The following is a 21,720-nucleotide window of genomic DNA, read 5'->3' on the forward strand; positions in this document are numbered from 1 at the left end:
CTTGTCCTGGTTGCGGTGCCAATGCGGCAGACGCGATTTACGTTACCCGCGGTTACGCCGCGGGGGCGCGGGTCAGGGGTGGTCGGGGGAGGCGACGGTGACCACATCACCGATCACCACGATCGCGGGCGGCCGCACACCCTCGGCCGTCACCGTCTCCGCCACCGTGGCCAGCGTGGCGTCCACCCGTCGCTGGGCCGCGGTGGTGCCCTCCTGGATCACCGCGACCGGGGTGTCCGCGGCCCGGCCGTGCCCGATGAGCGCGGTGGCGATGGCCCCTATCTTCTCGACGGCCATCAGCAGCACCAGCGTGCCGCGCAGCCGGGCGAGCGCGGACCAGTCCACCAGCGAGCTGGGGTCCTCGGGCGCCACATGCCCGCTGACCACCGTGAACTCATGGGCCACCCCGCGGTGGGTGACCGGGATCCCGACCACGCCCGGCACACTGATGGCACTGGTCACTCCGGGCACCACGGTGCACGGGATCCCGGCCTCGGCCAGGGCCTGTGCCTCCTCCATACCGCGGCCGAAGACGAACGGGTCGCCGCCCTTGAGCCGGACCACCGCCCTGCCCGCCTTGGCGTGCTCGATCAGCGCGTTGTTGATGGCCTCCTGGGCCATGAAACGGCCGTACGGGATCTTCGCCGCGTCGATCACCTCGACATGCGGCGGGAGTTCATCGAGCAGATCGCGGGGTCCCAGCCGGTCGGCCACGACCACATCCGCCTCGGCGAGCAGCCGACGGCCGCGCACGGTGATCAGATCCGGATCGCCGGGGCCGCCGCCCACGAGGGCCACCCGCGGGCCGCGGGCCCGGTGGCGCGGCGCGGCGAGCGTGCCGTCGCGCAGCCCCTCGACCACCGCGTCCCGCACCGCCGCCGACCGACGCGGGTCCTGTCCGGTGAGCACGGCCACGGTGACGCCCTCGCTGCGCCCGGTGGCCGGTGTCCAGGCCGAGGCCGCCTCGGCGTCGTCGCTGCGCACACACCACACCCGGCGCTCCTCGGCCTCCGCGGACGCGGCCGCGTTGGCCTCCGGGTCGTCCGTGGTGATCAGGGCGTACCAGGCGCCCTCGAAGTCGCCCGCGCGGTACCGGCGACGCTCCCAGCGGACCTCGCCCGCCTCGGCCATCGCCTCCACCGAGGCGGTGGCGGACGGGGAGATCAACAGGATGTCCGCGCCCGCCGCGATCAGCGCGGGCAGCCGGCGCTGGGCGACCTGGCCCGCTCCGAGCACGACGACGCGCCGCCCGGAAAGGCGCAGTCCGACGGGGTAGGCGAAGTTCTCGGACATGGCGGTGCGGCTCTCCTCATGCGAATGCCTGCCGCTGCGGCACTGGAGCGGCTGATCAACAGTGGGCCGTGGCCCCCGCGGACACCCTACGTCGCGGGGGCACGCGCCTCAGTTCTTCTCCGTGACCCCGGCGGAGTCGAACGTGGCCACCTCGTGCATCGCGCGCGCGGCGCTCTGCACCACCGGGAGGGCGAGCAGCGCGCCCGTGCCCTCACCGAGCCGCAGATCCAGATCGACCAGGGGACGCAACCCCAGCTTGTTGAGGGCCGCGACATGTCCGGGCTCCGCGCTGCGGTGCCCGGCGATACAGGCGGCCAGCACCTCGGGAGCGATGGCCCGCGCCACCAGGGCCGCCGCCCCCGCGCTCACCCCGTCCAGGATCACGGGGGTGCGCAGCGACGCACCGCCCAGCAGCAGACCCGCCATCGCGGCGTGCTCCAGACCGCCGAACGCGGACAGCACCCCGATCGGGTCCGCCGGGTCGGGCTGGTGCAGCTCCAGACCGCGCCGTACGACATCGATCTTGCGGGCGTGCATCTCGTCGTTGATACCGGTGCCGCGCCCGGTCACCTCGGCCGGGTCCACGCCGGTGTACACCGCGACCAGGGCGGCCGAGACGGTGGTGTTGGCGATGCCCATCTCACCGGTGAGCAGCGCCTTGTTCCCGGCGGCAACCAGGTCGCGGGCGGTCTCGATGCCCACCTCCAGGGCGCGCAGCACCTCCTCGCGGCTCAGCGCGGGACCGGTGGTGAAGTCACCGGTGCCCGCCCGTACCTTGCGCGGCAGCAGTCCCGGGGTGCTCGGCAGATCGCTGGCCACGCCCACGTCGACCACGCACACCTCGGCGCCGACCTGGCCGGCGAAGGCGTTGCACACCGCGCCGCCGCCCAGGAAGTTGGCCACCATCTGGGCGGTGACCTCCTGCGGCCAGGCGGTGACGCCCTGGGCGTGCACCCCGTGGTCGCCCGCGAAGATCGCCACGGCGGCGGGCTCCGGGATCGGCGGCGGGCACTGCCGCGACAGTCCGCTCAGCTGCGCGGAGATGATCTCCAGCATGCCGAGCGCGCCGGACGGCTTGGTCATCCGCTTCTGCCGCTCCCATGCCTCGCCGAGCGCCTTGGCGTCCAGCGGGCGGATGCCCTGAAGGGTCTCCTGGAGCAGATTGTGCGGGTCCTCGCCGGGCAGGGCGCGGCGCCCGTACGTCTCCTCGTGGACGACCCAGGACAGCGGGCGGCGCTTGGACCACCCGGTCCGCATCAGCTCCGGCTCCTCCGGGAACTCGTCGACGTAGCCGACGCACAGGTACGCGACGACCTCGAGGTGCTCGGGCAGCCCGAGCGCCCGCACCATCTCGCGCTCGTCGAAGAAGCTGACCCAGCCGACGCCGAGTCCCTCGGCGCGGGCCGCGAGCCAGAGGTTCTCCACGGCGAGCGCGGAGGAGTACGGCGCCATCTGGGGCTGGGTGTGACGGCCCAGTGTGTGACGGCCGCCGCGGGTCGGGTCGGCGGTGACGACGATGTTGACCGGGGTCTCGAGGATCGCCTCGATCTTCAGTTCCTTGAACTGCTTGGCCCGGCCCTTGGGGAGGGATTTGGCGTATGCCGTGCGCTGGCGCATCGCCATCTCGTGCATGGTGCGCCGGGTTTCCTCGGAGCGGATGACCACGAAGTCCCACGGCTGGGAGTGGCCCACGCTGGGCGCGGTGTGCGCGGCCTCGAGAACGCGCAGCAGCACCTCGTGCGGGATGGCGTCGGAACGGAAGCCGTTGCGGATGTCACGGCGCTCGCGCATCACGCGGTGGACGGCGGCGCGCTCGGCCTCGGCGTATCCCTCGGCGGGAGGGCCCAGCGGCTCGGGCTCGAGCTCCGGCTTCGGCTCCGGCTCCGGCTCGGTCTCTTCGGCGGTTTCGGTGACGGCGTCGGGCGCCTCGGCCGGGGCGGACTCCTCGGCGTCGACGACCCCCTCGGGCTCCGCGCCGCTTTCGGCTTCGACCTCGGCTTCGGGGTCGGCTTCGGGCTCGGCCGACGCGTTCTCGGCGGCGGGCCGCGGCGCCTCCGTCTCCGTGGGGGCGTCGGCTTCGGCAGCCGCCGTCTCCGGGGCGACGGCCTGCGGGTCCAGGGTCTCTTCGGCCTCGGCCGCGGGGGCCTCGTCTTCGACGGCCGTGGGCTCGGGCTCCGGCGAGGGCTCGGCCGCGCTGGCCTCCACTCCGACGGACTCGCCCTGCGCGGGCTCCTCCTGAACGGGCTCCTCCTGAACGGGCTCCTCCTGAACGGGCTCCTGCCGAACGACGTCCTGCTGAACGAGTTCCCGTTGCGGGGTCTCCTCCGGAGCGGCCTCCGTCTGCGGGAGTGCGGTCGGCTCCTCCGCTCGGGCCTCCTCCACCGCGTCCGCCCCGGGCGCGAGCGCCTCGGCCTCCTGACGCGCGGCCGCCTCCTCGACGGGCTCCTCGACGGACTCGGTCGCCTCGGCGGGCTGCGGCTGCTCGTCCGTGACTATCGGGTGACCGGGGCCGACCGCGACCGGCTCCGCGGTGACCACGGTGTCCACGGTGTCCGCGAGCTGTTCCTCCTCGGCGGGCCGCGGCGTCTCCTCCGCCGACGTCGTGGCCTCTTCCACGACCGGGGCCCACTCCACCGGGGCCTCTTCCGCCGCGGGGGCCGGTTCGCCCGCCGTGGTCACGGCCTCATGGGCCAGCTGCGCCGGGATCTCCGCCACGGGGTCGGTGGCCGGGGCGGGCTGTGCGTCGAGCTGTTCGGCCGCCGGACCGGGCTGCATCTGGGCCGGGATACCGACGACCGGCTCCTCGGTCATGGCCGCGTCGGCACCCTGCGCCGCGGCGTGGGGCGCGGGCACATGGGCGGGCTCCATCACGGGCTCGCCGCCCTGCGCCGGGATGGTCACACCGGCCGGGGGCGTCTCCCCGGACTCCGGCTCACCGGCCTCCGGCAGACCGGTGTACTCCGGGGGCATCGAGGCCGAGGGCATCTCCGCGCTCTGGACCGGCTCGGGCGCCTCGACGTCCTCCGCCGCCTCAGGGCCGACCGATTCCGCGTAGAGCGGCAGCGGCTCGGGCTCGGGCTCGGGCGCGGCAGCGGGCATCGGATCGGGCTGCGGCTGCTGCGGCTGCGGCTGCGGCTGCGCGGAGTCCCATGCCTCCCCCGGCTGCGGAATGTCCGCGAGCTGCGGCCCGGGCAGCGGGGCAGCGGTCTCGGGCGGGGCGGCGAAGTACTGCGGCCCCGCCGCGTACTCGGGCGCGCTGGCGTAGTCCGCGCCCGGCGCGCCCGGAGCATCCATCACGAACGCGCCGTTCGCCGACTGCTCCGGCTCCGGGACCGGCTCCGGCTCCATGGCGTACTCGGGCTGAGGTTCGGGCTCGGGCTGCGGCTCGGGCTGTGCCCCGGCCGGGGACACGGCCTCGGGCTCGGGAACCAGCTCCGGCTCCGGCTCCATCACGGGCGGCTCGACATGCGGAGCCGTCCCGTTGTGCCGGGCGGACGCCGGGCCCCGGTCGGCGAGCGAACGCACCACGCCATTGGACGAGTCGGGCATCGGCGGGCCCATGTGCAGCGGCCTGCGCGCGGGCTGCGGCTGGGACTGCTGGACCGGCTGGGGCAGCGGCTGCTGAACCGACGGGGGCTGCGGTTCGGCGGACCGCGGCGCCATGGCCATCGGCTCGGACATCTGCGTACCGGCGTACTCGGCCGCGGCCGGGTCCGGCACACCGCCCTCGTACGTCCCCGTCCCGTGCGGCGGCATCCCGGCCGACGGCTGCTGGTACTGGGCCTGCTGCTCGCTCCAGGCACCCTGCGCCCCGGGCATCAGCAGCAGATCGTCCTCCTCACCGCCGGTCTCCTGCGGGTCGAGGTAGGGGTAGGGAGCGGCACCGGGCTGCGGCTGCTCGATGTAACCGGCGTCGGCGGGCGGGGAGTGGACATCCGCCGGGTGCGGGTGTCCGAGTCGTCCGCCTGCGTTCTCCGGCTGTCCCTCACCCGGGACCTGGCCGGTGTCGGTCATGCGTACCCCTCGCCCATCGCTAGTGCTCCTTCCAACCGCCTACCGCCGAGAGCAAGCCCCCTGAGGAAGAACGAGCGTGCGCCGTGCGCGGCACGTAGCACGCCCGTGGCTTGCCTACCGCGACCCCGACAAGGGAGGCACATATTCCGGCCATTGACCGATAAGGCGCCGAACACCGGGCAGCGGCACAGGCAGTACAACGATCCGCCAGCCTACCCCGCGCGATGCCCCCGAAAGGTCACCGGGGCGAAGCTCGGGGCGAACGTCACAGGGCCAAAATCACTGGTGCGGGCGGTGGCCGCAGAGCAGGAAGGCCACCGCGCGCTCGCGTTCGGTCCACCCCCGCGTGTCCAACTCGACCGACTGGAGCAGGACGCATTCGACGGCGTAGCCGCCGTCCTCCAGGGCCCGTCCGACGGCTTCCGCCTCGTCCCGGGTCGTGGCGTGGGTGACGATGCGCTCGGGGCGGCGCGCGGCGCACGCGGCGACCACGGACGCGCCCCCGCCGCCGATGCGCACGACATCCGGTTCCGGCAGGTCCTCGAGGACGTCGGGGGCGACGCCCTGGACGACCTGGACCTGAACGCCGAACCGGCGGGCGAGGGTGGCGGTGCGCTCACAGGCGTCCGGGTCCCGGTCGACGGCGATGACGGCGGCGCCGAAACCGGCGGTCTCCACCGCGGCCGCGCCGCTGCCCGCCCCGATGTCCCAGACGAGGTCCCCCACCCGCGGTCCGATCCGGGCGAGTTGGGCGGCGCGCAGCTGCTGGGACTCGCTCTCGCCCAGCACCGTCGCGTAGGCGGGGGCGGGCAGCGCCCAGCCCCGGACGGCGCCCGGGAAGCCGGGGTCGCGTCCGGCGATCCAGCCGCCGCTCTGGAGGGCGCCGCGCGCGGCCGCGGTGGGCTGGCCGCCGGGTGGCGGGGTGGTGCCGGAGCCGCCGATGACGATGACCACGTTGGGGTCGCGCCAGGCGTGGTCGGCGGCCTTGTCGGAGGTCAGGACGGTCACCTGCTCGCGTTCCGTGCCCAGGGCCTCGCAGATGACGAAGGTGCGGTGCACCGGGCCGAGGAGCAGTGCGAGTTCGGCGGGTCCGGCGCCGGGCGAGGTGAGGACGGCGACCTTGGTGTGGGCGCGGCAGACGTTGACGGCGCGGCGCAGATCGCGGCTGTGGGCGACCACGACGACCTGGGCGTCGTCCCAGGGCATCCCGGCGCGGGCGAACGCGGTGGCGACGGAGGAGACGGCGGGGACGACCTCGACCTCGAGGCCGTGCTCAGGGGCGCGCAGCGCGCGGACGACGCCGAAGAAGCCGGGGTCGCCGTCGGCGAGGACCACGGGTGAGCCGCGGTGCTGCGCGATGCGGCGGGCGGCGAGGTCCACGCTGCCGAGCCGGATCCGCTCGGCGCCAGGTGGCACTTCGGGCAGCGCCAGGTGGTGGGCGGCACCGGCCACGAGGGTGGCCGCGCCGAGGGCGGAGCGGGCCACGTCCGTGAGCGGTGAGCCGTCCCAGCCGATCACCGTGACGCGGTCGGCCATCGTCGTCTGTCTCCCCTGGGTGTGGTGGATCGGTCGGGTCGCCCGGCGGTGTGCCGCGGGTGCGGCGGGGTGCGCTCGCGAGGGTTCGCGGGCGGCCAGGTACGCGGACGCCCGGGTGGCGCGGGTCCGGCTCGGGCGGCCGGTACGTGGGTACGCGGGCTCGGGCAGATTACCCCGCTTGGTCCGGACCGCCGGAGCGGGGGCATGGCACGCGGTGGTGCGCCGGGGGCGCGAGGGGCGCGCCGGGCCGGGTCAGCCCCAATCGGAGTAGGTGGGATAGCCGCCGAAACCGTCGGATCCCGCCATGGATTCGGGAATCCCGTCGAGGTCCTCGGCGAGCAGGCTCCAGACGATGAGGTCGGTGCGGAGATCCGTCCAGCCGCCGTCCTCCGTCTGGGTGCGGGCTATCCCGGCGTTGCGCAGTACGCCCTCGCTGATGCAGCCGATCTTCTGGGCCACCTGCTGGGCGGCGGTGTTGTCGGCCGCGGTGCGCAACTCCAGCCGCTCGAACTTCTGGTCGTGGAAGAGCCAGCGGGCGACGGCGAGCACCGACTCGGAGGCATAGCCCTCACCGCGCGCCCAGGGCGCGGTGATATAGCTGACCTCCGCGCCCAGAACCCGCCAGTCGGTATTGCGCAGATGGACGATTCCCACCAGTCGCTGGGTGAGGAATTCGGCGACGGCGAAGACGATTCCGCGGCCGGTGGTGCGTTCGGCCGGGGCGAGCCGCAGCGCCTGATCGCGTGCGTCGCGCTGGGTGTACGGATAGGGCGCCCTGGTCCAGGCGACCACGAGCTCGTCGGTCATCATGTCCGCGAGCGCGGGTACGTCCGCTTCCTCGAACGGGCGCAGCACCAGGCGTTCGGTGCTGATGGAGATGTCCGGGAAGGTGGATGTCATGCGCCGCTCCGTAACCGGGGGTCGTTTTCCGTAGCCGTCAAGAGAGCCCAGCATGCAGCATCGGCCAGGCGAAACGCATGACGGGGTGGCGAAGCGGAAGGCTCCGCATCCGGTTGTGTGCCGGAATGCGGAGCCCTGAGCTTCCGTCGGCCGGGAGCGGGCCGGGTCAGAACGACGGGAGGACGGAGCCGGCGTACTTGTCCTTGATGAACTTCTTCACCTCGGGCGAGGTGAGCAGCTTCGCCAGCTTCTTGACCCGCGGGTCCTTCTCCTCGCCCTTCTTCACGGCGAGGAAGTTGCCGTAGGGGTTGTTCTTGGGGGACTCCAGGACCAGGGCGTCCTTGGCGGGCTTGAGGTCGGCCGCGATGGCGTAGTTGCCGTTGATCACCGCGGCGTCCACGTCGTCGAGTGCCCGCGGCAGCTGGGCGGCCTCGAGCTCCTTGAACTTCAGGCCCTTGGGATTGGCGGTGATGTCCTTCGGGGTGGCCTCGGTGCCGGCGCCGTCCTTGAGCGTGATGACCTTGTTGGCGGCCAGCAGCTTCAGCGCACGGGCCTCGTTGACCGTGTCGTTCGGGAGGGCGACGGTGGCGCCCTTCGTGAGGTCGCCCGTCTTCTTCGCCTGGTGCGAGTAGAGGCCGAGCGGCTCCAGGTGCACCGTGACGACGGGCACGATGTCGGTGCCCTTCTTCTTGTTGAAGTCGTCCAGGTATGGCTTGTTCTGGAAGTAGTTGGCACCGACCGAGCCGTCCTGGGTGGAGAGGTTCGGGGTGTTGTAGTCGGTGAACTCCCGGACATCCAGGTCGAGACCGGCCTTCTGGGCCAGATGGTCCTTGACGTAGTTGAGTATCTCCGCGTGCGGGACGGGGCTCGCGGCGACGATGAGGGGGCCGTCCTTGCTCGCGCCGTTCTCGGTGCCGCAGGCGGACAGACCGAGGGCGAGCGCTCCGGCGGCGAGGACGGTGGTGACGGTCTTGGTGGTGTTACGCACGAAAAGTGCCTTTCTTCTGGGGCGCACGGTGCCACCGCGGGTGCGGAGGCCGGGTGCGAGGGGTGGGGCTGTGGGGGTGTGGGGGGTGTGGCTCAGCGGACCTTGGCGGGCCCGGTGTCCGCGGGTTCGGTGTCCGACGGTGTGTCCGCGGGTGCGGCGGCGGCCGGTTCACCGGTCGTTCCGGCGGACCCGGTCGTGGACGACGCCGGAGCGGACCGGACGCCACGGGGGCGCAGCAGCACCAGCCGGGGAACGGCCGAGGAGCGGCCGCGGTGCGCCAGGGAGCGCGCGGCGAGATCACCCGTGAACTGGATGACGGAGATCGCCACGGCCAGGACGGCGACCGTGATCCACATCAGATCGGTCTCGAACCGCTGGTAGCCGTAGCGGATGGCGAGGTCGCCCAGTCCGCCGGCGCCGACCGTACCGGCCATCGCCGAGTAGCCGAGCAGCGCCACGACGGTGGTGGTGGCGCTGGAGATCAGCGACGGCAGCGCCTCGGGCAGCAGCACCTTGCGGACGACGGTCCAGGTGGAGCCGCCCATCGACTGCACGGCCTCGACCAGACCGCCGTCCACCTCGCGCACCGAGGTCTCCACCAGCCGGGCGAAGAAGGGGATGGCGCCGATCGCCAGGGGCACGATCGCGGCCTCGGGCCCGATGGTGGTGCCCACGATCAGCCGGGTGAAGGGGATGAGGGCCGCCAGCAGGATGATGAAGGGCATGGAGCGGGCGATGTTCACGATCTGGCCGAGAACCTTGTTGACGACCACGTTCTGAAGGACACCGCCGCGGTCGGTGAGGACCAGCAGCACACCGAGCGGCAGTCCGCCGACCACCGCGATCAGCCCCGACCAGCCGACCATGTAGAGGGTGTCCCAGCATGCCTGCTCCAGCAGGGGCTCCATCTCGGACCAGGTCACTTGGCGCCCTCCTTGAGCAGCTGGGTGGTGGATGCCGCCACCCGCGGGCCGTCGGCGATCGCCGCCACGTCGACCTGGAGCCCCTGCTCGCGCAGAAAGCCGATCGGGACGACGTTCTCCTCGAACCGGCCGGGCAGTTCGATGCGCATCCGGCCGACCTGGTTGCCGCCGACGGTGTCCATCGCGGCGCCGAGGATCGAGATGTCGATGTTGTAGGTACGGGACAGCTGGGAGATGACCGGCTTGGTGGCGGCCTCGCCCTGGAAGGTGACGTCCACGACCGTGCGGTCCTCGGCCGACGGCACCCCGCCGACCGGGAACAGCTCCTGGGCCAGCTCGGACCCGGGGGTGGCCAGCAGATCGGTGACCCGGCCGGACTCCACGATCCGCCCGTCGCGCATCAGCGCGGCCGAGTCGCAGATCGTCTTGACCACCTCCATCTCATGGGTGATCAGCAGCACGGTCAGGCCCAGCTGCCGGTTGAGGTCGCGCAGCAGCTGGAGGATCGAGCGGGTGGTCTCGGGGTCGAGGGCGGAGGTCGCCTCGTCCGACAGCAGCACCTTGGGGTCGCCCGCGAGCGCGCGGGCGATACCGACCCGCTGTTTCTGGCCACCGGAGAGCTGGGCCGGGTATGCCTTCGCCTTGCCGGCGAGGCCGACCAGCTCGAGCAGTTCCAGGGCCTTGCGGGTGCGCTGCTTGCCGGAGACGCCGAGGATCTCCAGCGGCAGTTCGACGTTGTCCAGCACGGTGCGCGAGGAGAGCAGATTGAAGTGCTGGAAGACCATGCCGATCCGGCTGCGGGCCTGGCGCAGCGCGGATCCGCGCCCGGCGAGCGCGGTGAGCTCCTGACCGTCGACGGAGATGGTGCCGGAGGTGGGGCGCTCCAGGAGGTTGACGCAGCGGATGAGGGTGGACTTCCCGGCGCCGCTCTGGCCGACGACGCCGTACACCTCACCCTCGCGGACATGCAGATCGACGCCGTCGAGGGCGGTGACCTCGCGGCCTCGTGAGCGGTAGACCTTGGTCAGGTCCGTGGTGGTGATCACAGGGTTTCCGTCACTGTTGAGTGCGCGGCGGGGTTGGTGCCGGGCACGGTTCGTTCATTGCGGAACGCGGCAGGGCGGACCCGAGCGGGCGCGCCGGCAGGACGCGGTCGCGGCTACGGGTTCCGGTGACGCGGGGCAGCTCGGTCCGGCGCGTTATGGGCGCGCGGCGGCCGGCTCGGCGGTCTCGCTTCGGGGCGCGAGACTCGGACAGGGGCCCTCAGCAGTCACACATTCGACACCGACAACGAGCACCGGGCGCGGTGAACGCCTCGGTCGCGGGGATGCGGAAGCTCGTCGTGGTCATGGCCGCAAGTAAAGCAGACAGCGGGACGGACCGATCCACCATGTCCGTATAACGGACGCCGTTGACCAGTCCGTGGACAAGCGGAAGACACCGCTCAGGTTCGTACGGTGAGCTCCACGCCCCCGTCGGTGGCCTGTGCCGACACGGCCGACAGGTCCTCCACCACCCAGTCGGCGATCAGCTCGGCACGGGGGACCGTTGTGGTCAACGCCACGGTCCGCATCCCGGCCGCGCGGGCCGAGGCGAGCCCGGCCGGGGCGTCCTCGAAGGCCACACAGCGTGCCGGGGCCACCCCCAGCCGCTCGGCGGCCAGCAGGAACGGCTCGGGGTCGGGCTTACCGCGGGTGATGTCGTCCGCGCTGATCAGCGTCCCCGGCCGGAGCCCCACTTCGGTCAGCCGGGCGCGGGCCAGCTGTCCGTTCGCCGAGGTCACCACCGCCCAGCGGGCGGCGGGCAGCCCGGCGAGCAGCTCCGCCGTGCCCGGGAGCAGCTTGACCCCGCCGGGGACCTCCGCCAGCTCCAGCTCGTCGATCCGGGCGCGGGCCCCGGCCAGCCGCTCGGCGGGCAGCAGATCGCCGATGATGTCGTCGGCCGGGCGGCCGTGCAGTTCGACCCCCGCGAAGTCCTCCGCCGACACGCCGTACTCCCCCGCCCAGCGGGTCCAGCAGCGCACGACGGACTCCAGGGAGGAGACCAGGGTTCCGTCGTTGTCGAACAGCAGGGCGTCAGCGGAGATCTTCATGGCGCGCAGCGTACGTGGCGGCCCATACGCCCCGGCCAGCCGGGCGGTTCCGGGGCCCGGGGCCGATGACAACGCGGTCATCAGGGGCGATTACAGTCTTCTTATGCTTGTCACCCCCTGTGTGCGCCATCGCCCCGCACGGAGGTCCCGTTGATCGCGGCGCTGACGGTCGCGCTCGGTGTGACCGCGCTTCTGCTCGCCGCCTGGTGCGGCTGGGCCGTCTATCGCGACCAGCCCACCAAGGACTGGCACTTCATCGGCATGGCCGTGGTGGCCCTGCTGGCCATCGTCCAGCTGGTGGTCGGGATCGTCCGGCTGGCGGGCGGGGCCGAACCCGACCAGGGCGTGGCGATCTTCGTTGCGTATCTGATCGGTTCCGCACTCGCCATGCCGATCGCGGCGTTCATGTCGCTGGCCGAGCGGACCCGCTGGGGTTCGGCGACGGTCGCGGCGGCGGCCGTGGTGCTGGCCGTGCTCGAGGTGCGGCTGTACGACATCTGGGGAGGCATCGGTGGCTGAGTCCACGGAATCGTCGCGGTCCGCGTCGTCACGGGCCGACGGGGCGTCACGGTCCGCGCAGCCATCGCCACCGGCGGCCCGGCGGACCGGTCTCGGCCAGGGGCCGGGGCGGCTGCTGGTCCTGCTCTACGGGGTGTTCACGGTGGCGGCGGCGTCCCGCTCGATCTACCAGCTGATCGCCCAGTACCACGAGGCACCGCTCGCCTACGTCCTCTCGGCGGTCTCGGCCGCGGTCTACGCGTTCATCACCGTCTCACTGGTGCGCGGCGGTGAGGGCGCGCGCCGGGCGGCGATGGTGTGCTGCGCGGCGGAGCTGATCGGGGTGCTGACCATCGGCACCTGGACGCTCGCCGACCCCTCCGCCTTCCCCGACCAGACGGTGTGGTCGGACTACGGGATGGGCTATCTCTTCATCCCGATCTTCCTGCCGGTCACCGGTCTGCTCTGGCTTCGCCGGACGGACTGAGCGACATGGCGCCCGGTCCGTCCGGCGGCCCGTCCCGTCGGACGGTGACGGCCGGGGCTACGCGCTGGCGGCGAAGACCGACGCCGAGGCGTCCTTCTCCAGCGTGACCAGGCTCAGCCGGCGGTTGACCTCTTCGGTGCCCACCTGGGCGTAGCCGTACTTGCGGTACAGCCGACCGTTGCTGCGGTGGCCGGTGGAGAGGCGGTAGCGCTTGGCGGCCCGCTCCTCGGCGAGCCGTCCCTCGATGGCCGCGAGCAGCCGTCCGCCCAGCCCGTGGCGCTGCATCCGGGGGTGGACGATGAGCTTGCCGATGGCGGCGGTGCCCTTGTCGTCGACCGCGCCGCGGACCGAGCCGACGACCTCCGTGCCGAGCCGGGCCACCAGCACACACGCCTGGCCGAGTTCGGCGCGCAGCTCGGCCAGCGTCTGCGTGAGCGGCTCGATGGAGTAGTCCCCGTACAGCTCGGCCTCGCCCTGATAGCACAGATACTGGAGCTTGAGGATCTGCTCGGCGTCGTCCGCGGTCGCCGCGGAGATGGTCACGCTCATGCCCATGTGCGCATGCCTCCCCTTTTCTCGGTCCTCCGGCCGCGGTGAGGGTAGCGGTGCGACCGGGGTTCATGGCCCTGGAGGGAAGTGCCGCGCGGTGGTGCGGTCGCCTCCCGGGCGCCGATTGTCTAACGCTCCTTTCCCCAGGGTTCAGGAGCCGCAATCTCCGCCGTGAGCATTCTGCGCAGGCAACCCAGACATCGGGAACGCACGGGCCCCAGACTGCCCTGTGACATTCCCAACTCGCCCGCGATCTCCCGGTACGTCGGGTCCGAACGGGACAGCATCGCGCCCAGCAGCCGGGGGCAGCGGCCGGGCAGCCGCCGCACCGCCGCGCGCAGCACACGCCCGGTCTCGGCGGTCAGCACGGCCTGTTCGGCGGGGCGGGGCTCGGAGCCCTCCGGCGGCCCGTCGTCCACCGGGTCGTACGGCACCTCGCGGCGGGCCCGGCGGCGGGCGCCGCGCACCTCGGCGCGGACGGCGCCGCGCAGCCAGCGGGCGGGTTCCGGTGGCGGGCCGGTGTCATGGGTGCGCTCCAGCAGCCGTAGCCAGACGGCCTGTTCCAGCTCGGCGGGTTCGACACCGGCGGCGTACGCCTCGGCCGCCGCCTCCGCGGCCAGCAGCGGACGCAGTTCCTCCACTAGGTCCATGCCGGGCGGGACGTGGACCGGTCGCGGTGCGGTTGCCGGTGCGCCGCCGTGTCACCCGACCGTATGGCCGCCGGGACGGGACTTGACGCCCGTGTCCCGGCGGCCGGAGTCCTCGGCGCTCGTTCAGTGCTCGCCGACGAAGTCCGCCCGGGCCAGCAGCGCGGTGTCCGCGTTGTCGGAGAAGAGGCCGTCGATCCCGGTGGCGAAGTACGCCTTGAAGGCGCCGAAGGCGTCACCGTAGGCGTTGGGGTCGGTGCCGCGGCGGAACTCGGTCGGCAGGAAGCTGTTCTCGTTGCGCATGGTGTACGGGTGCAGGAACAGCCCGGCCGCGTGCGCGTCCTTGACCACGCTGGTGGGCGTACCCAGCTTGCCGTCGGCGGTGCGCGGGATGATCACCGACAGATCGGGGCCGATGCCCTGGGCGAAGCGCGCGATCCACTTCAGCCCCTCCGGCTTGACCAGGTCGGCCACGGTGCGCGGATCGCCCGCCTCGACGAAGTCCCAGGGGCGGCTGGTGAGCGTGGACAGCAGCACCACCGAGGGGGTGTCGACCAGCTTGCGCAGCCGCTGGATGCTGCTGGGCTCGAAGGACTGGAGGAACTGCGGGGAGCTCTTCTTGTGACGGCCGTACCGGCGCAGCAGCCTGGCGACCCGCTCCTCCAGGCCCAGCCCCAGCTTGCGGAAGTAGGTGGGGTGCTTGGTCTCGACGTGCAGCCAGACCGGGCGGCCGCGCTCACGGCCCGCCCGCTCGGCCCACTGGAGCACCTCTTCGAACGTGGGCACCTCCCAGCGGCCGTCGTAGAGCGTGTTGCGCTGACGGGTGCCCGGGATGCGCTCCTTGGCGCGCAGCGTCTTCAGCTCGGCCAGGGTGAAGTCCTCGGTGAACCAGCCGGTGAGCTTGGTCCCGTCCACGGTCTTGGTCGTCTTGCGGTCGGCGAACTCGGAGTGGTCCGAGACGTCCGTGGTGGCCGTGATGTCGTTTTCATGACGGCAGACCAGATGGCCGTCCTTGGTGGGGACGAGATCCTGCTCGATGACGTGCGCGCCCATGTCCAGGGCGAGCTGGTACGAGCCGAGGGTGTGTTCCGGCCGGTAGCCGCTGGCGCCGCGGTGGCCGATGACGGTGGGCACCGGCAGCCCGTGCACCCGCCCGGAGTCCGCCGCGCCCGCCTCGGTGGCGGTACCCGCCCCGCCGGAGGTGTCCGCCGCCGCGGCCGTGCCCGCGCCGCTGAGCGCCACCGCTCCCGCGCCGAGGGCCGCGGCCCCCAGCAGGGCGCGCCGTCCGGGCTGTTGCTCCCGCTCCATGAGCACTCCTCGCTCTGATGTCCAGCACACGTGTAAACGACCTGTCAGAGAACGGGCTGATGGTAGGCGGGAGCGCCTTATGTACGGGAGACGTCGGCGGAAACGCGCGGGAAACGCATGTCAACAGCGCGTATCAGGTGGGTGAACCCGGTGTGCGCGGGGGCGCGACCGGCGAGTATCGTCCTAAGGCGGCGCGAGTGTCCGGTGCGATGACGGACCGTACACCGGACGCGCCGGACATGACCCCGACCGGAGGACCCGTTGTCCCGATTCGCGTTTCTGAAGGCAGTACTCGGTCCGCTGATGCGCCTGATGTTCCGCCCACGGGTCGAGGGGGCGCAGCGCATTCCCGGCTCCGGCCCGGTGATCCTCGCCGGCAATCACCTCACCTTCATCGACTCGATGATCCTGCCGCTGGTCTGCGACCGTCAGGTCTTCTTCATCGGCAAGGACGAGTATGTGACGGGCAAGGGGCTCAAGGGCCGTCTGATGGCCTGGTTCTTCACCGGTGTCGGCATGATCCCGGTGGACCGGGACGGCGGCCGCGGCGGTGTGGCCGCGCTGATGACCGGCCGCCGGGTGCTGGACGAGGGCAAGGTCTTCGGTATCTACCCCGAGGGCACCCGCTCCCCCGACGGCCGTCTCTACCGCGGCCGGACCGGTATCGCCCGGCTGGCGCTGATGACCGGCGCCCCCGTGGTGCCGTTCGCGATGATCGGCACCGACCGGATCCAGCCAGGTGGCAAGGGGCTGCCCCGGCCGGGCCGGGTGGAGGTCCGGTTCGGCGAGCCGCTGGAGTTCACCCGCTACGAGGGCATGGACCGGGACCGGTATGTGCTGCGCGCGGTGACCGACGAGGTGATGAGCGAGGTCATGCGGCTCTCCGGTCAGGAATACGTGGACATCTACGCCACCAAGGCGAAGGCCGCCGCCTGACGGGCGCGGCCACCGTCCGTCACCCCGGGGGCAAAGCCCCTGGCCACCGCCGAGGTGAGGCCACTAGGGTGCGCCGATGACCACCTCGACCGTGCCCTCCCCCGCGTTCGTCCCGCTGCGGGGCCGCCGCTTCGCCGTCACCGATTTCGGCGGGCCGGGCACGCCGGTCCTCGCCCTCCACGGCCACTTCGGCCGTGGCCGGATGTATGCCCCGCTGGCCGCCGCGCTCGCCCCCGCCCGGCGGGTGATCGCGCTCGACCAGCGGGGGCACGGGCTCACCGGGGGCGGTGGTCCGTTCACCCTGGACGAGTACGTGGCCGACGCCGAGGCGCTGCTGTCCGAACTCGGCCTCGGACCCGTCCCGGTGGTCGCCCACTCCACCGGCGCGGTCGCCGCCTACACCCTGGCCGCCCGCCATCCGGAGCTGGTGGCCGCGCTGGTCGTCGAGGACATCGGCGCGGTGACGGACCGGCCGGTGGTCGCCCATCCGGTGCTCGATGTGTCCACCTGGCCGACCTGGGCCGCGGACCGGGAGGCGCTGCGGGCCGCGATCGAGTCCCGGGGCATTCCGGACGCCACGTACTTCCTCGACAGCGCGGAGCCGGACCGGGAGGCGGGCGGCTGGCGGCTGCTCTTCCAGCCCGCCCACATGATGGCGTCCCAGCGGGCGCTGTGCGGTGACTTCTGGGACGCGTGGCTGGGTTCGTCCTGTCCCGCGCTGCTGATGCGCGGTGAGCACAGTTCGCTGCTGCCGCCCGGGCACGCGCGGGAGATGGCGGACCGCCGTCCGCACACCGGACTGCGGGAGTTCGCGGGGTGCGGGCACTGGATCCACGATGACGCGCCGGAGGCGTACGCCCGGGCGGTGGGCGCGTTCCTCGACACGCTGTAGCCGCGGGAGCGGGGTCAGGCCCAGGGCAGCTCGGCGCGGTGGCGCCAGTACCCCTCCGGCTGTTCCGCGAGAGCGTCGACCAGCGCGAGCTGGCGTTCGTTCAGCCGCAGGGTGGCCGCGGCGAGGTTGGAGCGCAGCTGGGCCGTGGTGGCCGCGCCGGACAGCACCACATCCGCCCAGGGCCGGTGCAGTACGGCGGCGAGCGCGACGGCGTCCGGGGTGGACCCGGTCTCCTCGGCGACCTGGCGCAGCGCGGGCGGTGCGGCCTCGGGCACGGCCAGCCGGCCGTTGGCCACGGCCTCCTTGACGATGACCGCCCTCCCCGCCTCCCTGGCCTCGGCGAGCGCGGCCCCGGCCGAGGGCTCCAGCAGGTTGTAGGTGGTCTGGAAGGTGCGGAACAGCGGCGCTCCGCCGGTCTCGACGGCGAGTGCCGCGCGGATGGCGTCGGCCTGGCGCGGTCCGCTGGTGGATACGCCGATGGTGACGCCCTCGGCGGCGAGCGCGGCCAGCCGCTCGTGGAGCGCGCGGTCGGTGAGGGCCGGGCTGTCGGGGGTGAGGGAGTGGATCTGGTAGAGGTCCAGCCGGTCGCCGAGCAGGGCGTCGGTCAGCCCGCGCTGCCGCTCGTACGCGGCGGCGCTGTGGTCCTTGACCTCGTGGGTGGCGGCGTCGGTGCGCCAGTCCGCGACATAGGTGTAGCCCCATTTGCTGCCGACCACCACGTCCCGGGCGCTCGGGTGGGCCGCCAGCCAGTCGGCGAGGAACTCCTCCGCCCGGCCGTAGGAGCGCGCGGCGTCCAGATAGCGCACCCCGTGGGCGTAGGCGGTGTCCAGCAGTTCACCGCTGCGCCGGTGCATCGCCTCGACGGTGCGCTCGGCCGGGAGGTCCCGGTCCCGGCCGAGGGTGAGGTAGGCGGGACGGCCGACCGCGGCCAGGCCGAGTCCGATCCTGGCCGCGGGGGCGGTGATGTCCGCGAGTCGCGAGAAGCCCATGGGGCCCATTGTGCGCTCAAGCCTTGGCGGTGGCCCACTCGTACTGGGCGGTGAGGTCCGTCTTGACCTCCGCGAGCTGAACGGCCACCGCCGACGGGGCGGTGCCGCCGCGGCCGCTGCGCGAGGCGAGCGCGCCGGGCACATTGAGGACGGAGCGGACCTCGGGCGTGAGATGCGGGGAGATCTTGGCGAACTGCTCGTCGGTCAGCTGGTCCAGCTCGATACCGGACAGCTCGCACTCCTTGACGCAGGAGCCCGCGACCTCATGCGCCACCCGGAACGGCACACCCTGCCGGACCAGCCATTCGGCGATATCGGTGGCGAGCGAGAACCCGGCCGGAGCCAGTTCCTCCATCCGCTCCCGGTTGACGGTGAGCGTGGCCATCATGCCGGTGAAGGCCGGGAGCAGGACCTCCAGCTGGTCACAGGAGTCGAAGACCGGCTCCTTGTCCTCCTGGAGATCGCGGTTGTACGCGAGCGGCAGCGCCTTGAGGGTGGCCAGCAGGCCGGTGAGGTTGCCGATCAGCCGCCCGGACTTACCGCGCGCCAGCTCGGCGATGTCCGGGTTCTTCTTCTGCGGCATGATCGACGAGCCGGTGGAGAAGGCGTCGTGGAGGGTCACGAAGGAGAACTCCTTCGTGTTCCAGATGATGATCTCCTCCGCGATCCGCGAGAGATCGACGCCGATCATCGCGGTGATGAACGCGAACTCGGCGACGAAGTCGCGGGAGGCGGTGCCGTCCAGGGAGTTGGCGGAGGAGCCGTGCTCGAAGCCGAGGTCGGCGGCGACCGCCCGCGGGTCGAGTCCGAGGGAGGATCCGGCGAGCGCGCCGGAGCCGTAGGGCGAGACGGCGGTCCGCTCGTCCCACTGGCGCAGCCGCTCGGCGTCCCGGGACAGCGCCTGGACATGCGCGAGGACGTGATGGGCGAAGAGCACCGGCTGGGCGTGCTGGAGGTGGGTGCGGCCGGGCATCGCCACATCCGGATGCGCCTCGGCCAGTCCGACCAGGGCGCTCTGGAGGTCGGCGATCAGACCGCCGAGCATCCGGGCGTGGTCGCGCAGATACATCCGGAAGAGGGTGGCGATCTGGTCGTTACGGGACCGTCCGGCGCGCAGCTTGCCGCCGAGGTCCGGACCGAGCCGCTCCAGCAGTCCGCGCTCCAGCGCGGTGTGCACGTCCTCGTCGGCGAGGGTGCCGGTGAAGTCGCCGGAGGCGACGTCGGCCGCCAGCAGGTCGAGCCCCTCGAGCATCCGCGCCAGCTCGTCCGCGGTGAGCAGCCCGGCGGTGTGGAGTACCCGGGCGTGGGCCCGGGACCCGGCGATGTCGTACGGCGCCAGGCGCCAGTCGAAGTGCACGGAGGCGCTGAGCTTCTCCAGTGCCTCGGACGGCCCGTCGGCGAAGCGGCCGCCCCAGAGCCGGACGTCGCCGCTGTTGCCGTTGCTCACGCTGTTGCTCCTCATGGCTGTGGGTGTGCGACCGCCTCCCCGCGGACGGGGCGGGGAGGCGGCTGACGCGTCTGTCTCGGGTCCGAGGCTACTGCTGGAGGTCCCGCTTGGCGGCGATCTTGCTGGACATGCCGAAGATCTCGATGAAGCCCTTGGAGAGCGACTGGTCGAAGGTGTCGCCGGTGTCGTAGGTCGCGAGGTTGAAGTCGTACAGCGACTGCTCGGACCGCCGTCCGGTGACCACGGCCCGGCCGCCGTGCAGAGTCATCCGGATATCACCGGAGACCTGCTGGTTGGCCTCGTCGATGAAACCGTCCAGGGCCCGCTTCAGCGGCGAGAACCACAGACCGTCGTAGGTCAGCTCGCCCCAGCGCTGCTCGACCTGCCGCTTGTACCGGGCGAGCTCCCGCTCGACGGTGACGCTCTCCAGCTCCTGGTGGGCGGTGATCAGGGCGATGGCGCCGGGGGCCTCGTAGACCTCCCGGGACTTGATGCCGACGAGCCGGTCCTCGACCATGTCGATCCGGCCGACGCCCTGGGCCCCGGCCCGCTCGTTGAGCTGCTGGATCGCCTGGAGGACGGTCACCGGGCGGCCGTCGACGGCGACCGGCACACCCTCCTTGAAGGTGATGACGACCTCGTCGGCCTCCCGCGGCTCGGCCGGGTTCGAGGTGTACTCGTAGACGTCCTCGATCGGCGCGTTCCAGATGTCCTCCAGGAAGCCGGTCTCCACGGCCCGCCCGAAGACGTTCTGGTCGATCGAGTAGGGGGACTTCTTGGTGGTGGCGATCGGCAGGTTCTTCGCCTCGCAGAAGGCGATGGCCTTGTCCCGGGTCATGGCGTAGTCCCGGACCGGCGCGATGCACTTCAGCTCCGGCGCCAGCGAGGAGATGCCCGCCTCGAACCGCACCTGGTCGTTGCCCTTGCCGGTGCAGCCATGGGCCACGGTGCTGGCGCCGTGCTTCCTGGCCGCCGCGACCAGGTGCTTCACGATCGTCGGCCGGGAGAGGGCCGACACCAGCGGATAACGGTCCATGTACAGAGCGTTGGCCTTGATCGCCGGGAGGCAGTACTCATCGGCGAACTCGTCCTTGGCGTCCGCGACCTCGGCCTCGACGGCCCCACAGGCGAGCGCGCGCTTGCGGATGACATCCAGGTCCTCGCCGCCCTGGCCGACATCCACGGCGACCGCGATGACCTCGGCGTTCGTCTCCTCGGCGATCCAGCCGATGGCGACGGAGGTGTCCAGGCCGCCCGAGTAGGCGAGTACGACGCGCTCGGTCACGGGTTTCTCCTTACGCTCCATGCACTGACTGGCATAAGTATGCACTGCACCGTATGTTTCGTCAAATCGAACCGCCCCGGCCCTGCGGGGGTGGGCGGCGCCCCGGTGCGCCCCCCCCCCCGGTGGATGGGACCATGCCCGGTGCGGGGGCATGCGCAGCTGTGGACCGAGGGGGAGTCGGTGCCGGTCAAGTGGAATCAGACGATGGTGTTCGGTGTCGTCGTGGCGGGGGTGCTGTGGATCAACGGCCAGGGCGACGGCGATTCCGGCGACGGAAAGTCACCCGGGCCGCATCGGACGGGGCGGTATCCCGTGCACGTCCAGAAGGACGAGGGGAAGAGCAAGAAGGAGGGCAGAGCGAGCGGCAAGAAGCGGCCCGAACCGCGCTCGACGGTGTCCTACCCGATCAAGTTTCGCCACCACGACCGGAAGAAGTCCGAGCGGGAGCCGCGCTCCGACGTCTCCTATCCGATCAAACGCCACCACCGCTGAGGTCGATCTCGGCCCAGACCGTCTTCCCCGGGCCGCGCCGCTCGGCGACGCCCCAGCGGGTGGCGAGGGCCGACACCAGGAGTAGTCCACGGCCGCTCTCGCAGTCCGGGCCCGGGTCGGCGACGACGGACGGGCGTCGTTCGGCACGGGTGTCGGCGACCTCGATCCGTAGCGTCGGCCCGGTGAGGACGAGCCCCACCTCGAAGTCCCGCCCGGCCACCCGGCCGTGCGTGACGGCGTTTGCCGCGAGTTCGGCGACGATCGCGGCGGCGTCAGCGTTCGGTTCGCTCGGACACTCCCATGCGTTCAGCTGCCGGACCACGAGCAGCCGGGCGAGCCTGGCTCCCCTCCGGGTGGGGCTGAGCCGACGGGTGAAGGTGCGTACGGTGGCGGGGGCTTGGGCCTCCTGCCGTGCTGGGGCGGACATGCGGCCACCGTTCCGGT

At 72.3% G+C, this 21,720-nt stretch carries 19 protein-coding genes and 1 pseudogene; 5 read left to right on the forward strand and 15 right to left on the reverse strand.

Going from position 1 to position 21,720, the window contains the following annotated elements; translation table 11 throughout:
- Positions 1–72: 72 nt before the first annotated feature.
- The 8 genes from cobA to AB0C66_RS25270 all read right to left on the reverse strand — a co-directional run bounded on the left by cobA (position 73) and on the right by AB0C66_RS25270 (position 11,746).
- Positions 73–1,293: a uroporphyrinogen-III C-methyltransferase gene (gene cobA, locus AB0C66_RS25235; RefSeq protein WP_362442818.1), complete on the reverse strand. Its 1,221-nt coding sequence runs from the start codon at positions 1,291–1,293 to the stop codon at positions 73–75.
- Between the two features lie 108 nt (positions 1,294–1,401).
- Positions 1,402–5,307 carry a nicotinate-nucleotide--dimethylbenzimidazole phosphoribosyltransferase gene (gene cobT, locus AB0C66_RS25240; protein WP_362442821.1) on the reverse strand — a complete coding sequence of 1,302 codons (3,906 nt, stop codon included), beginning with the start codon at positions 5,305–5,307 and terminating at the stop codon, positions 1,402–1,404.
- A gap of 279 nt (positions 5,308–5,586) precedes the next feature.
- On the reverse strand, positions 5,587–6,843 hold the full coding sequence (cbiE, locus tag AB0C66_RS25245; protein ID WP_362442824.1) for a precorrin-6y C5,15-methyltransferase (decarboxylating) subunit CbiE: 1,257 nt from the start codon (positions 6,841–6,843) through the stop codon (positions 5,587–5,589).
- A 252-nt stretch (positions 6,844–7,095) separates the two neighbouring features.
- Positions 7,096–7,743 (reverse strand): GNAT family N-acetyltransferase, encoded by a 648-nt coding sequence (locus AB0C66_RS25250; RefSeq protein ID WP_362442827.1) that lies wholly within the window; start codon positions 7,741–7,743, stop codon positions 7,096–7,098.
- A gap of 166 nt (positions 7,744–7,909) precedes the next feature.
- Positions 7,910–8,731, reverse strand: a complete 822-nt coding sequence (locus AB0C66_RS25255) for a MetQ/NlpA family ABC transporter substrate-binding protein (protein ID WP_362442830.1) — start codon at positions 8,729–8,731, stop codon at positions 7,910–7,912.
- Positions 8,732–8,823: 92 nt separating this feature from the next.
- Entirely contained in the window at positions 8,824–9,654 is an 831-nt protein-coding gene (locus AB0C66_RS25260) for a methionine ABC transporter permease (RefSeq protein WP_362442833.1), read from the reverse strand.
- Positions 9,651–10,700 (reverse strand): ATP-binding cassette domain-containing protein, encoded by a 1,050-nt coding sequence (locus AB0C66_RS25265; protein ID WP_362442836.1) that lies wholly within the window; start codon positions 10,698–10,700, stop codon positions 9,651–9,653. The genes AB0C66_RS25260 and AB0C66_RS25265 overlap by 4 nt, the downstream gene beginning before the upstream one ends.
- 398 nt (positions 10,701–11,098) lie before the next feature.
- Entirely contained in the window at positions 11,099–11,746 is a 648-nt protein-coding gene (locus tag AB0C66_RS25270; RefSeq protein WP_362442839.1) for an HAD-IA family hydrolase, read from the reverse strand.
- Positions 11,747–11,896: 150 nt separating this feature from the next.
- On the opposite strand from AB0C66_RS25270, the gene AB0C66_RS25275 reads away from it, so the two are divergent.
- A complete protein-coding gene (locus AB0C66_RS25275; RefSeq protein WP_362442842.1) occupies positions 11,897–12,265 on the forward strand; it encodes a hypothetical protein in 369 nt (122 codons plus the stop codon).
- A gap of 112 nt (positions 12,266–12,377) precedes the next feature.
- Entirely contained in the window at positions 12,378–12,731 is a 354-nt protein-coding gene (locus tag AB0C66_RS25280; RefSeq protein WP_362443307.1) for a hypothetical protein, read from the forward strand.
- A 57-nt stretch (positions 12,732–12,788) separates the two neighbouring features.
- Here AB0C66_RS25280 and AB0C66_RS25285 read toward each other — a convergent pair.
- From AB0C66_RS25285 to AB0C66_RS25295, 3 genes and pseudogenes are all read right to left on the reverse strand, one after another.
- Positions 12,789–13,301, reverse strand: a pseudogene (locus AB0C66_RS25285) (GNAT family N-acetyltransferase); the annotation flags it as partial.
- Between the two features lie 107 nt (positions 13,302–13,408).
- Entirely contained in the window at positions 13,409–13,930 is a 522-nt protein-coding gene (locus tag AB0C66_RS25290) for a sigma-70 family RNA polymerase sigma factor (protein WP_362442845.1), read from the reverse strand.
- 123 nt (positions 13,931–14,053) lie between these two features.
- Positions 14,054–15,235, reverse strand: coding sequence for a glycerophosphodiester phosphodiesterase (locus tag AB0C66_RS25295; protein ID WP_362442848.1), 1,182 nt, complete (start codon positions 15,233–15,235; stop codon positions 14,054–14,056).
- A 261-nt stretch (positions 15,236–15,496) separates the two neighbouring features.
- Here AB0C66_RS25295 and AB0C66_RS25300 point away from each other — a divergent pair, with 261 nt between their 5' ends.
- Complete coding sequence (locus AB0C66_RS25300) at positions 15,497–16,171, forward strand: lysophospholipid acyltransferase family protein (RefSeq protein ID WP_362442850.1); 675 nt, start codon at positions 15,497–15,499, stop codon at positions 16,169–16,171.
- Positions 16,172–16,247: 76 nt separating this feature from the next.
- A complete protein-coding gene (locus AB0C66_RS25305; RefSeq protein WP_362442853.1) occupies positions 16,248–17,063 on the forward strand; it encodes an alpha/beta hydrolase in 816 nt (271 codons plus the stop codon).
- Between the two features lie 14 nt (positions 17,064–17,077).
- Here AB0C66_RS25305 and AB0C66_RS25310 read toward each other — a convergent pair whose 3' ends face one another.
- From AB0C66_RS25310 to AB0C66_RS25320, 3 genes are all read right to left on the reverse strand, one after another.
- Positions 17,078–18,052: an aldo/keto reductase gene (locus AB0C66_RS25310; RefSeq protein ID WP_362442856.1), complete on the reverse strand. Its 975-nt coding sequence runs from the start codon at positions 18,050–18,052 to the stop codon at positions 17,078–17,080.
- A gap of 16 nt (positions 18,053–18,068) precedes the next feature.
- Positions 18,069–19,499 (reverse strand): argininosuccinate lyase, encoded by a 1,431-nt coding sequence (gene argH / locus AB0C66_RS25315; protein ID WP_362442859.1) that lies wholly within the window; start codon positions 19,497–19,499, stop codon positions 18,069–18,071.
- Positions 19,500–19,587: 88 nt separating this feature from the next.
- Positions 19,588–20,784: an argininosuccinate synthase gene (locus tag AB0C66_RS25320; protein WP_362442862.1), complete on the reverse strand. Its 1,197-nt coding sequence runs from the start codon at positions 20,782–20,784 to the stop codon at positions 19,588–19,590.
- A gap of 141 nt (positions 20,785–20,925) precedes the next feature.
- On the opposite strand from AB0C66_RS25320, the gene AB0C66_RS25325 reads away from it, so the two are divergent.
- Positions 20,926–21,276 carry a hypothetical protein gene (locus tag AB0C66_RS25325; RefSeq protein ID WP_362442865.1) on the forward strand — a complete coding sequence of 117 codons (351 nt, stop codon included), beginning with the start codon at positions 20,926–20,928 and terminating at the stop codon, positions 21,274–21,276.
- Here the strand turns inward: AB0C66_RS25325 and AB0C66_RS25330 are convergent.
- A complete protein-coding gene (locus tag AB0C66_RS25330; protein WP_362442868.1) occupies positions 21,257–21,703 on the reverse strand; it encodes an ATP-binding protein in 447 nt (148 codons plus the stop codon). The two genes, AB0C66_RS25325 and AB0C66_RS25330, sit on opposite strands and share 20 nt — an antisense overlap.
- Positions 21,704–21,720: the final 17 nt, after the last annotated feature.

This window comes from Streptomyces sp. NPDC048636 (genome assembly GCF_040650655.1).
GTDB lineage: Bacteria > Actinomycetota > Actinomycetes > Streptomycetales > Streptomycetaceae > Streptomyces.